10 protein-coding genes are annotated in these 12410 nt (G+C 63.9%); 3 read left to right on the forward strand and 7 right to left on the reverse strand.

The features are described 5' to 3' along the window. Positions 1-45: 45 nt before the first annotated feature. From PCE31106_RS15540 to metE, 4 genes are all read right to left on the reverse strand, one after another. Positions 46-1761, reverse strand: coding sequence for a glycosyltransferase family 39 protein (locus PCE31106_RS15540; protein WP_150563884.1), 1716 nt, complete (start codon positions 1759-1761; stop codon positions 46-48). A 60-nt stretch (positions 1762-1821) separates the two neighbouring features. After that, complete coding sequence (locus PCE31106_RS15545; RefSeq protein WP_150563885.1) at positions 1822-3189, reverse strand: sensor histidine kinase; 1368 nt, start codon at positions 3187-3189, stop codon at positions 1822-1824. Further along, the gene (locus PCE31106_RS15550) at positions 3186-3845 is read right to left on the reverse strand and encodes a response regulator transcription factor (protein WP_150563886.1); all 660 of its coding nucleotides are present in this window, start codon (positions 3843-3845) and stop codon (positions 3186-3188) included. Before PCE31106_RS15550 ends, PCE31106_RS15545 begins: the two co-directional genes overlap by 4 nt. A 382-nt stretch (positions 3846-4227) precedes the next feature. Beyond that, positions 4228-6516, reverse strand: a complete 2289-nt coding sequence (gene metE / locus PCE31106_RS15555; protein WP_150563887.1) for a 5-methyltetrahydropteroyltriglutamate--homocysteine S-methyltransferase — start codon at positions 6514-6516, stop codon at positions 4228-4230. 358 nt (positions 6517-6874) lie between these two features. On the opposite strand from metE, the gene PCE31106_RS15560 reads away from it, so the two are divergent. The 3 genes from PCE31106_RS15560 to PCE31106_RS15570 all read left to right on the forward strand — a co-directional run bounded on the left by PCE31106_RS15560 (position 6875) and on the right by PCE31106_RS15570 (position 9487). After that, entirely contained in the window at positions 6875-8170 is a 1296-nt protein-coding gene (locus PCE31106_RS15560; protein WP_150563888.1) for an NAD(P)/FAD-dependent oxidoreductase, read from the forward strand. Positions 8171-8232: 62 nt separating this feature from the next. Continuing rightward, on the forward strand, positions 8233-8712 hold the full coding sequence (locus PCE31106_RS15565; protein ID WP_150563889.1) for a VOC family protein: 480 nt from the start codon (positions 8233-8235) through the stop codon (positions 8710-8712). 181 nt (positions 8713-8893) lie between these two features. Further along, entirely contained in the window at positions 8894-9487 is a 594-nt protein-coding gene (locus PCE31106_RS15570) for a putative pterin-binding protein (RefSeq protein ID WP_150563890.1), read from the forward strand. Between the two features lie 31 nt (positions 9488-9518). On the opposite strand, the gene PCE31106_RS15575 is transcribed toward PCE31106_RS15570, so the two are convergent. From PCE31106_RS15575 to PCE31106_RS15585, 3 genes are all read right to left on the reverse strand, one after another. Further along, on the reverse strand, positions 9519-10526 hold the full coding sequence (locus PCE31106_RS15575) for a sterol desaturase family protein (protein ID WP_150563891.1): 1008 nt from the start codon (positions 10524-10526) through the stop codon (positions 9519-9521). An 11-nt stretch (positions 10527-10537) separates the two neighbouring features. After that, positions 10538-11494 carry a YVTN family beta-propeller repeat protein gene (locus PCE31106_RS15580; RefSeq protein ID WP_254441091.1) on the reverse strand — a complete coding sequence of 319 codons (957 nt, stop codon included), beginning with the start codon at positions 11492-11494 and terminating at the stop codon, positions 10538-10540. A 326-nt stretch (positions 11495-11820) separates the two neighbouring features. Continuing rightward, positions 11821-12390 carry a PadR family transcriptional regulator gene (locus PCE31106_RS15585; RefSeq protein ID WP_150563893.1) on the reverse strand — a complete coding sequence of 190 codons (570 nt, stop codon included), beginning with the start codon at positions 12388-12390 and terminating at the stop codon, positions 11821-11823. Positions 12391-12410: the final 20 nt, after the last annotated feature.

Raw genomic sequence — 12410 nt, forward strand, 5'->3', positions numbered from 1 at the left:
GGGGCAACGCGTCCCCCAGCCATTCCTGCCTCGGCGCGGCCGCGCTCAGTTGGCGGTCGGCGGTGTGTCGGTCGTCGGCTTCTCGATGATCACGCGACGGTTGTCGCGCGCGATGACCTTCATCGGCAGACCGAGCGTCTCGAGCACGGTGAACTTTTGCGGGTCGACCAGCGCAAGCGCCTTGGGCGCCGCCATCCAGACGTCGGCAAACTTGTTGAGCGTCGGGATCCAGCTATCCGGCGCTTGCGAGATGCCGAATTCGAGTTCGTCCTGCACCGCCACCATGATCATGGTGTGACGCAGGTAGAACGGCATCGTGTGGTCGAGCGTGCCGACGGAGTAGAACGGCGTGTCCGGTCCCAGGCGATCCATTTCCGCACGCACGGCCGGCACCAGATCGATCCCGGAGCTGCTGCGCCCGAAGGCTTCATGCCCGGAACCGCCGATCATCGCAAACGCCAGCCACGCGCCGGCAAAGGCGACGAGCGCCTGCTTCGTGCTGCGCGTGCTCAGCCAGCGCGCGATGGCGAGGCCGATCAGTCCGGCGACGCTGGCGGCGTAAAGGTAGTACGAGAAGGTGCGGTAGGCTTCGACCGGATTGCGACTATCGGAGTGATGGGAGAGAAAGACCAGGCACGTCACGATCGTCGCCACGAACAGCACGGCGGACACGACGAGGTGCTTGCGCAGCGACTCGCGCGAGATGCCCGCGAGCCCCAGCCCAATCAGCAGTGCCAGGGCCGGCGCGACCGGCAGCACGTACGACAGCAGTTTCGAGTGCGACACCGAGAAGAAGCAGAAGATGAACACGGCCCAGACCGTGAGCATCAGTACCGGACGGAACCCATTGGCCTGACGCGGTGCAGCGCGCGACGCCGAGACGACGCGCGGAATCATCGACAGCCATGGCAGGAAGCCGATGATCAGCACCGGCACGAAGTACCACAGCGCGCCGGGACGATGGTGATCGGGCTTCAGGAAGCGGTTGAAGTGCTCGTTGATGAAGAAGAATTCGAAGAACGACGGGTTGCGCGCCATGACCGCGGCGAACCACGGCACGGTGACGGCGAACATCACGATCAGGCCGCTCGCAAGGTGCAGACGCTTCCACAGGGCCCAGTCGCGTGAAATCAGCGTGTAGATGATGAGGACCGCACCGGGCAACACCACGCCGATCAGCCCCTTGCTCAGGATCGACAGGCCCATCGCCGCCCAGCACAGCCACATCCAGTTGCGGACCTGCGTGTCGGTGAGCCCGGGGCGTTGCGCCAGCAGCAGCGAGCACAGCGCCAGCCCCATCATGAACGACACGCCCATATCGAGCACGTTGAAGTGGCCGAGCAGGCTCCACAGCGGGGCACTTGCCAGCGCCAGCGCGGCAAAGAAGCCCGCGCGCGCGCCGAACACCCGACGGCCGGTATAACCGACGAGCAGCACGCCGCCGAAACCGGTCAATGCGGTCCACAGACGGGCCTGCCAGTCGCCCAGTCCGAAGATCATGAACGTCAGCGCGTTCATCCAAGTCTGGAGCGGCGGTTTCTCGAAGTATAGATAGCCGTTGTAGCGCGGGGTGACCCAATCGCCGGTCACCAGCATTTCGCGCGCCATCTCGGCGTAGCGGCCTTCGTCGCTAGGCACCAGATGGCGCAGGTTCAATACGCCGAACCAGACCAGCGCGAATGTGGCCAGCAGCCAGAGCAGGGCGGCGGGAGAGATCGGCCAGGGTTCCAGCCCGGCGTCACGTTGAGGGCGTATGGACATGAATGGGAGGTTTCCGGTCTTGTTGAATGAGGTAAGTGTCGTGAATAAGGCGCATGACGTTCAGGCGCCGGTGTTGTCGGCGGCATCGGGGTTAGGCAGCGTCACACGCACATGCAAGCCGCGCGGCGGAGTCGGACTGGCATCCGCCAGCGTCACCCGACCGCCGAGGCGGTCGACGATCGCGCGCACGATGGCGAGGCCCAGGCCCGTGCCTTCGCCGCCGTGATCGCGGGCCTCGCGTTGGTCGCTCGCGCGGTAGAACGCGTCGAACACGCGCTCGCGCTTGTCGGCGTCGATGCCTGGCCCCGAGTCGATCACGTCGATGACCACCTCGGCCGCCGTGGCCGACAGGCGCACGCCGACACTGCCGCCCGCCGGCGTATAGCGCACGGCATTGCCGACAAGATTGCTCAGCAGCGTGACAATATCGCGTTTCGATCCCGTCACGCGAAGATTGGGGCGCCCGGGCGCCGCCTGAGACGTATCGACCAGGTCGAGCACGATCTGCTTGCGGTCCGCCAGCACGAAGACGTCTTCGAGCGCTTCGTGCACGGCGGGCAGCAGCGTGAGCGGCGTGGCGGCAACCGTCGGGGCGCTCTGGGCGCGCGCGAGGGTCAGCAATTGTTCGAGCAGCGCGCGTGTGCGGCGCAGCCCGCTCTTGAGCTTGGTCAGGCGATTGCGCGTCTCGGTATCGAGGGGCACCGGGTCGAGTGCCCGGTCGAGGTTCTCGGACTGAATCACCAAAGCGGTCACCGGCGAGCGCAATTCGTGCGCGGCGTCGGCCACAAACCGGCGCTGCTCGTCGAGCGCCTTGGCGAGTCGCGCCAGCAGACGATTGATCGACACGATGAACGGCTCGATTTCCGTGGGCGCGTCTTGCGCGTCGAGGCCGCGCAGATCGGTATCGCGCCGGGTGTCGACATCGTCGGCCAAGCGCTGCACCGGTCGCCACGCGCGGCGCACCGTCACGACGATGGCGCCGATGAGCAACGGCACGAACCCCACGAAGGGCAGCGCAGTGCGCAGGCCGCTGTTACGCGCAATCTCGTTGCGCCCTTCCGTTGGCTGGGCGACAACGATACGCAGCTCCGGCTCGATAGTGCGCACGAAGGCGCGCCAGGTGTGGTCGCCCGTATTGACCGTGTGAAAACCGTCGGCCAGCGTGACCGGGAAGCTGCCGCCGAGCCGCTGTACCGTGAGACGGTAGTCGTGGTCCTCGACCGGCAGGCCATGCATGGCGCTGTCGGCCTCGGCGAGATTGCGGGTGTCGACGAGCGCGGCGAGTTGCAGCAGTTGATCGTCCTGGAAACGGTAGGCCTCGCGAAAGGCCGCCGCGTAGGAGACGAAGCCCGCGACGATGGCCAGTCCCAGCGCACAGGCCGAGAGCGTGACCACCAGTCGCGACTGCAGCGAACGCATCATGATCATGGCTTGGGCACCAGCCAGCCCGCACCACGGATATTGCGGATGACGTCCGCCCCGAGCTTCTTGCGAATGGAATGGATCAGGAAGTCGATCATGTTGCTTTCGATCTCTTCGCCCCACCCGTAGAGGCGGTGCTCCAGCGCGTCGCGCGAGAGGATCGTGCCCGGGCGCAGCATCAGCGCGTGCAGCAGGGCGTATTCGCGTGCCGAGAGCACACAATGGTTCTCGCCGTAACTGGCCTGGTGGGTGGCGGGGTCGAGGACCAGCGCGCCGTTCGTGAGCACCGGTGCGGCAACGCCCGCCTGCCGGCGGATCACGGCGCGCATGCGCGCAAGCAACTCGCCCACTTCGAACGGCTTCACAACGAAGTCGTCGGCGCCCAGATCAAGCCCGTGGATGATGTCGTCGGCACCGTCGCGGGCCGTCACCACGATGATGGGCGTGCGTCCTCCCGCCGTGCGGTGCGCCCGCAGCACCTCCCAGCCGTCTCGCCCGGGCAGCCCGAGGTCGAGCAGCATGAGGTCGTAGCTGTGCGCGGCCAGCGCCGCCAGGGCGGCGTCGCCGTCACGACACCAGTCGGCCGCATAAGAGGCGTCCTTGAGCGCCTGCATCATGGCCTCACCGATCATGGTGTCGTCTTCTACGAGCAATATCCGCATGGTTTTCCGAACGCTTCCCGACGTCGCCACGCAGACGAACGCCTGATACCCCGCTCGTCACGCAGGACGGCACGGGCGCACGATAGCGCGCGAGAATTAGGAGAAACTTAGTCCGCGGCGAGGTGCGTCCGCGCGACTATGCCATGCAAACCAATAGCTAATCAATGACTTAGCAAGGTTTTTTCACGTAACCTCGCCGCGGTGGGACCGCGTCGGCTTAGTTGTGAGGCATCGCTGAGGCCGGTTGGCGTCGTTTCACAGCGGATCGGGAGACAAATACGGCGACCCAACGCCAGCGGGCCGGCTAGTGCCGGCCCATGCGTTTGAAATGATTGTCTGGCGCCAGACCGGACCCTCTCGAACCCTTTCGCCGGGAGGCCGCTTACTGAGCGCGCAGTGTCTTTGCGGCCGCCACCATGTTTTGCAGTGCCGGAATCACTTCCGCCCACTGGCGCGTCTTCAGGCCGCAGTCCGGGTTGACCCACAGACGCGAGGCCGGAATGCGCTCGGCCGCCTTGCGCATGAGCGACACGATGTGCGCTTGCGTCGGGATATTCGGCGAGTGGATGTCGTAGACGCCCGGTCCGATTTCGTTCGGGTATTGGAACGAATCGAAGGCGTCCAGCAGTTCCATGTCGGAGCGCGATGTCTCGATGGTGATGACATCGGCGTCCATGTCGGCGATGGCGGCGATGATGTCGTTGAACTCCGAATAGCACATATGCGTGTGGATCTGGGTGTCGTCCTGCACGCCGTTCGCGGTGATGCGGAACGACTCGACGGCCCAGTCCAGATACGTTTGCCATTGCGCACGGCGCAGCGGCAGGCCTTCGCGCAGTGCCGCTTCGTCGATCTGGATCACGCGCACGCCAGCCCGCTCCAGATCGAGCACTTCTTCACGAATGGCCAGCGCCAGTTGGTAGCACGACACCGAGCGGGGCTGATCGTCGCGCACGAACGACCAGTTCAGGATCGTGACCGGCCCGGTCAGCATGCCCTTCATCGGTTTGCGGGTTAGCGATTGCGCGTACCGGATCCACTCGACGGTCATGGCCTTCGGGCGGCGGATATCCCCGAACATGATGGGCGGCTTCACGCAACGCGACCCGTATGACTGCACCCAGCCGAACTGGCTGAAGGCGTAGCCGTCGAGCTGCTCGCCGAAGTACTCGACCATGTCGTTACGCTCCGCTTCCCCGTGCACGAGCACGTCGAGACCAAGGGCCTCCTGTTCGCGCACGCTGCGGGCGATTTCGGCCTGCATCGCGGCGACATAACCGGACTGATCCAGTTCGCCGGCCTTGAACTGGCGGCGCGCAGTACGGATTTCGGACGTTTGCGGGAACGAGCCGATCGTCGTGGTCGGATAACTCGGCAGGTTCAGCGCGGCGGCTTGCTTCTCGGCGCGCACGGCGTACGGGTGCTGACGACGGCCCAGCGATGCTTCGATCTTCGCCACCGCAGCCTTGACGGCCGGATTGTGGACGCGCGGCGAGGCGCGACGGCTGGCGATGGCGGCGGCATTGGCGGCGAGCTCGGCGCGCAAGGCGTCGCGGCCTTCGTTGATGGCGCGCGCCACGACCGTCACTTCGGCGAGCTTCTGCTTGGCGAACGCCAGCCATGATCGGATTTCGGCATCGAGGGTCTGCTCGCTGTCCAAATCCACCGGCACATGCAGTAGCGAGCACGACGGTGCGACCCACAGGCGATCGCCTAATGCCTGGGCGACGGGCTCCAGCCAGTCGAGCACGGCGGTCAGGTCGGTCTTCCAGATGTTGCGGCCGTTGACCACACCAAGCGACACGACTGCATCCGAGGGCAAGGCGTCGATGACCTTGGCGACTTCGCTTTGGGCATTCACGGCATCCAGATGCAGGCCGTCGACGGGCAATCCGCAAGCCAGCGGCAGGTTCTCCTGCAGCTCGCCGAAGTACGTGGCGAGCAGGCGCTTGACCGGCGCGGCGGCGAGCGCGGCGTAGGCCGTCTCGAAGGCCTGCTGCCATTCGGCGCTCAGTTCGGTGACCAGGATCGGCTCGTCGATCTGCACCCATGCCACGCCCTGCGCGGCGAGCGTCTCGAGCAGCTTCACGTAGACCGGCAGCAGGCGCGGGAGCAGGGCCAGCTTGTCGCTGTCGTCCTTGGCTTTGCCGAGCCACAGGTACGTGACCGGGCCGAGAAGGACGGGCTTGGTCTTCACCCCGGCCGAGCGGGCCTGCGTGAGTTGTTCGACCAGACGCGATGCGTCGAGCGCAAAGGTTGTGGCCGCGGAGAATTCCGGGACGATGTAGTGATAGTTCGTGTCGAACCACTTGGTCATTTCACCGGCGGCGACGCCGCCGCAGCAGGCGTCGTGCGCCTCGGCGCTGTGGGCGGATCGTCCACGGGCGACGCGGAAGTAGTTGTCGAGCGCGTCGCCGTGGAAGCCTTGGACACGCTCAGGCAGGTTGCCCAGCGTGAAGCTCATGTCGAGGACTTGATCGTAGAAAGAGAAATCCCCGACGGGGGCCAGATCCAGGGCGGCCTGGTCCTGCCAGTGACGCCGGCGCAGCGACGCGCCGAGCGCGGTCAGGTCGTCGCGCGTCGATTGCCCCTTCCAATACGCTTCCAGACCGAACTTCAGTTCACGCTTCGCGCCGATGCGCGGAAATCCCAGGTTGTGTGTCGTTGCCATGTTCTCTTATGACGCTAGCCGCCAGATGAAGGAAATCGTGACGACGATCATAGAGGTTTCGTTTCATGAATGAAAATGGTCTTATTTGAGATTAACGTTAATTTTATTCATGTTGATCGGACGGGGCCTGATGTTGCGTGCGTCGTCCCGCACGTCGCACCTCACTTCGCGTGTGATTGATTCGCATCAATGCCCCCCCCGACGATACCGATACGCTTTTAGGGGGATGGAAGCGCGCGAACGAGGCGACACCGCTGCGACGGCTGCCAAGGCCTGGGGCAACGTCACGATCTGGCGCGTGGGTGGCGCATGCCCTGGACTGTCCGAATTCACTGCGCTGCGCGCTGGAGACATGCTTATGAACACCGCGACCAAGCCACATGTGCTTGTCCTCGGCGGCAATTTCGCCGGGCTTTCCAGCGCGCAGAAAATCCGTGAATACGCGGGTGAGAGCGTGGACATCACGGTGATCGACCGCAAGGACTATCTCCTATTCGTGCCCAATATCCCCACCGACGTGTTCGAAAATCGCGATCCGTCGTTGCACCAGCGCATGCAATTGCGGCCAGCGCTGGCGGGAGACGACATCCACTTCATCCAGGCGCTGGTGCAACGCGTGGATATCGACGCCAGAACGGTCCACTTTCTTCCGTTCGAGCGCCCGGGCGAAGCCTCCGAGTCGTTGCACTACGACTACCTCGTGGTTGCCTTGGGTGCCCATCTGGCCTATGACCGCCTGCCCGGCTTTGCCGAGCACGGACATACCGTCTCGGACCTGTTTCACGGTGAGCGCCTTCGTCGGTATCTGTTCGAGGGCGGCTACCGCGGTGGGCCCATCGTGATTGGTGCGGCGCACTTTCACCAGGGCGATGGCGCCGAGGGCCTGCAACCCTATCCGGGCGGCAGCATTCCCTATCTGAAGGCGGCGTGCGAGGGACCTATCCTGGAGATGACGACAGCGATGGCGAGTTGGCTCACGCGCACCGGCAGGGGAACCCCGGAAAAGATCACCGTCTTCACGCCTGATGAGGTGATCGCGGCGGACGCAGGTGTCAAGAACGTCGAGGCCTTCCTGCGGATGACCCACGCGATGGGCATCCACTACCGCAACAACATGCCCGACATTGCCCGGCTTACCGCTGAGGGCATCGAGTTCAGCACAGGGGAGACGCTTGCGGCGGAAATCAAGTTAATCCTGCCCGACTGGGTGTCGCATGAGTGTCTGCGGGACCTGCCGATCTGCGACAGTCGGGGTTTCGTGCGGACTAATCTGCTGATGCGCAATCCAGAACACCCCGAAATTCTTGCCGCTGGCGACTGCGCATCGGTAACCGTGCCCAAGATCGGCGGCATCGGTCACCAGCAAGCCGAAATCGTCGGACGACAGATCGCGCTCGACATGGGCCGCATGGACGCCGAGGAGGCCAACCAGGCACTTCGTCCGGTCACCTTTTGCATTGGCGACATGGGCGAGGGCCGGGCGTTCTACGTGCGCTCTAACAGCTGGTTTGGTGGCCACGACGATGTGCTGAAAATGGGGCGAGTTCCGTATCGGCTGAAGATGAGCTACCGGGACTTGTTTTTTCTGACGCACGGGAAGATGCCGGGGTTTGGTCTGAACATCGCGCAGTTCGCAGCCGAAAGGGTATTTTGACGAGCGGCGCGAAGGGCTGCCGACAGTTTGACAGTTGCAGCACACATTGCGGAGACAAATGGATGGTCGATTCCACCGCGTTCCCACAGGCACAAGAATTCCACGTGAGCCTGCGCGTCGCCGATCTGGCTGCGAGCACGGCCTTTTACACTGCGTTATTCACTGCTTCGCCCAAAGACACCACACCGCGATACAGCACATTCCTTTTGCCGCATTTGCATCTGAACCTGGTACTACTGGTCAACGATGGCCAGAACCCGTTGGATACCTATAGCCTCTATCACCTGGGGCTCGGGGTGGCGGGGAAGGCGCAAGTGATCGCCGCGTATCATGCCGCGCTGGCCGCTGGGGCGCCCATTGTCAAGCCTCCGCGCACGACGTGGCGCGGCACCCCGCTGCACGAATTGTGGCTGCGCGATCCCAGTGGCTATCTGATCGAGGTCTATGCGCGGCTCACTGTCGAAGAGCTGGCGCAGATGCCGACCGATCAGGAGCCGACCCTTCTCGTACCGAGCACCGAGACGTCACAGAGCGCACCGTAATTGAAGACGATCATGTCGCTCCCAGCGAGGGTGCTTGCGTCTTTATCGTGACGGGCGATGGAAGTTCATGATCGAGTGCACGAAGAAGCAGGCGACGTGCCACCGGGCTGTTCGCTCGTGATACGCTCATGCAATGCTTCGGCGCACCTGCCGGCATTCGCCATCGCTTTCGTCAACGTCCATGAAGAAAAGAGAGTTTCTTGCCGGTGCCGCGGCAGTCGGCGCGTCGGCGCCGTTGTTCGCCAAGACGGCTGCAATGCCGGAATCAGCGGCTACGACACCGCTGGTCACCATCAGCGGCGCTATCGGGCATCACAACCGTGGGCCTGTCGATCCAGCGCTCGATCAGCTCTTTCACAAGCAACTGGTGAAATTCGACGCCGCGTATGCGTTCGACTTCGGCATGTTGACGCGCCTGCCCGTGCAGGCCATTCGTCCGACGCTGGAATACGATGCCCGGCCGCACACCCTGCGCGGACCACGTCTGATCGACGTCCTGGCGCAGGCGGGCGTGCCCGCCAATCCGGCGACGCAGGTCTTGTTGCGCGCCATCGACGGGTACATTGTCGCGACCACGCTGGCGCAGTTGCGCGAGTATCGCTTCCTGCTCGCCACGCATCTTGACGACAAGCCGCTTGCGCTGGGTGGCTTGGGGCCGCTGTGGGCCGTCTACGACCCGGCCGCGATCCCCATGCTGGCGAGCAAACCCCTCAGGGAGCAGTTCGCGCTTTGCCCGTGGGGCATTTATCACATCCAGATCAACGCTGTCCCCTGAACCGTGCCGGCGCTGAGGCGGGCGCGTCCGGTCAGGAAGCGTCGGCGCGCAAGGCGGGGCGACGCAGGGTAAGGCGTCTCGCGATACGTCCGAAGGCGCGCAGTTGTTGCGCTATCACGCCCATCCCATACCGGCGCGAACGGCCTTCGGGGGCGGGGAGTTGGTCGCGAATGCCGGTCGGCTCCACGGCGCGCTCCCAGGAGGCGGTACGGAATACCACGTCCCACCACGGGACCAGCACGCCGAAGTTGCAGCCGTACCGAGTGCCTTCGTGCCCGTAGCCGATGGCGTGATGACGACGGTGAAACGTCGGGCTCACGATGAGACGTTCGAGCACCGGACCGTACGGTAGCCGTGCATTCACGTGCTGAACACTCTGCAAGAAATTCCCCACTGCCACGAGCACGACGTATTGCGCGGGTTGCACGCCGATGAACAGTGCGATCGACGCAAAGAAGGCGGCTTGCAGCATGTTGTCGAGGAAGTGGTTGCGGTCGTCCGTCCACATCGACATCTGTTGCTGGCTGTGGTGCACCGCGTGCAGTTCCCACCAGACGCCGAAGCGATGCTGCCAGCGGTGGTACCAGTAGCCCGCGAAGTCGAGCACGATCAGGTAGAGCAGGAACGTCACGAGCGGTTGATCCGTCACGCCCGGGTACAAGCCGTCCAACTGGATGTTCGGCAGCCCGTGGATCACCATCTGGCTCTGCAGCGCGTTAAAGACCGGTTGCAGCACCATGAAGAAGAGCAGATTGAGAATGCCGAGCTTGGCGATCCACGTGTAGATCACGTCGGCGCGCACCTGGCGGCGATCCTGCCACTGCTCGACCGGACGCAACGCCTCGAGCGGACGCAGCAGGGCATACGTTACGCCGATCTGGAAGACTCCGACGAGCACCCAATACAAGGCGTCATAGACATCGTCGGCGTAGCCCATCAGGTTGAAGTGGAACAGCAGCGGCTGCACCCCATCGACGTAGACGAGCGTCTGCGCAGCGGCGATGCCGCTGTCTACGAAGTTGATGGCTTCCTGAATCATCTGGGGTCTCGTCAGTCCGGATTCGGCGAAAGTACGGGCGCGCGATCAGCAAAGAAAATACCATGCGGCGACCGATTGACGGCAATTCGGTCGATGAGTTTGCGTGTCGTCAGGTCGATCACCCCCACATGACGCGCAAACCGGAATGTCACCCAAAGATAACGCTTGTCGGCGGACAATTCCATATCGTCCGGCCCTGGCATCAGGCCGGTGATATCGCCCACCTTGGTCAGCGACTCGTAATCGAGAATGCTGATCGTGCTCTCGACACGGTTGCTCACGGCGATGTGACGGCCATCGGCGAGCGAGCGGAAGTTGTGGGCGCCGCGTCCCGTCGGAATGCGTTTGACGATCTTCTGCGTGCGCCAGTCGACCACGGCCACATCGTCTTCCCCCGTCATGCCGACGAGCAGGTACCTGTCGCCCGGTGTCATCCAGAGCCCCGCAGGCGTCTTGCCAAGCGCCATGCGCCACTTCACCGTTTGCGTCGCAAGGTCGATGGCGGCCAGCTCGCCCGTGTCCTGCACCGTCACGAACACGGTCTTGCTGTCCGATGTGAAGGTCATATGGCTGGGTGTCTTGGCCAGCGGAATGCGCTTGGCGATCGAGAAGTTCTGGCCGTCATAGTGATACACGTCGAGACGGTCAAGGCGCAGTGCCGTCGTGACGAACCATTTACGGTCGGGCGAGAACGCGAGCTGATACGGGTCTTCGATGTCCGCGATCTGACGTTGCAGCTTGCCGGTGTTCGGATCGAGGAACATCAGGCTATTCGAGACCGAATTCGCGACGATCAACGAACGCTTGTCGGGGGTGATCATCAGGTGATGCGGCTCCTTGCCCGTCGGCATGGTGCCGACGACTTTGTGCGACGCCTGATCGATGAGGGAAAGCTGGGCTGCGCCGGAATCGAGCACGATGACGGTGCCGGCATGCGCGGGCGAGAGCGGGAGCATCGCGGCGACCATGACCGAAAGCGTCGCCAGGGTGTGGGCACGGCCGCTCAGCCGGGAAAACTTGAAAGAGAACGCCATGAGAGCCTGAGGTGGGGCATAGGACAGTAACGCAGGGCCGGTAAGCCATGCGTCGATTCCTTCGTTAAACGCGCCACGTGCCCGGCGCGTTGACAGAAAAATGGGACGAGACGGGACGAAACACGGCAGGACGGGATAACGGCGGACGAAGTGGGGAGACGGGGTGCGACATTGGGCGAAACGTGGCACGAAGCGGCGGGATGCCGCAGTCCGATAAAACTTATCCGCTCCCCAAGCTCGTAGGCTCACGCCGCGTCTTGTCAGGCGGAAGGCGCATCGGCGGGCGCCACGCCATCCCATTTTTCCAGCAGGGCCAGCGCCTCGCGCGTCCAGTCGAGCCAGCCTTGCTCGTACCGCACGCCAAGTAACAGAATGTGCCGTTGCAGTGTGGCGGCGCGCGTTAGCGCCTCGTCCGGGGGAAAGTCGCGCGCTTCGATGGCCTGGTAGGCGGCGAGTTTCAGGGCGTGGAGCGCTGCGCGCCGCTGCAATTCCGGCTGCAGGCCGAGCGGCCCGATGGCGGCATCGGCACGCAGTCGTACCATCAGATCGTCGCGCAGATCGGCGGGGGCCGTGGGGGTGGCCGCCCAGTTGAGCAATTCGTCGCGCCCGGCGTCGAGCACGCGGTAGACCCGCTTGCGCGTGCGCCCGCCATCTGGCGCGGCCATCGAATCGATCCAGCCTGACGCCTCCATACGCGCCAGTTCGCGGTAGATTTGTTGATGGCTGGCATGCCAGAAAAAGCCGATCGACTTGTCGAAACGGCGAGCAAGGTCGTATCCGGAGGACGATTTCTCCAGCAACGAGGTCATCAGGGCGTGGGCAAGCGGCATGTCCGGCAGTGTAGGGACTC

It is taken from the genome of Pandoraea cepalis, from assembly GCF_902459665.1.
Classification (GTDB): Bacteria; Pseudomonadota; Gammaproteobacteria; order Burkholderiales; family Burkholderiaceae; genus Pandoraea; species Pandoraea cepalis.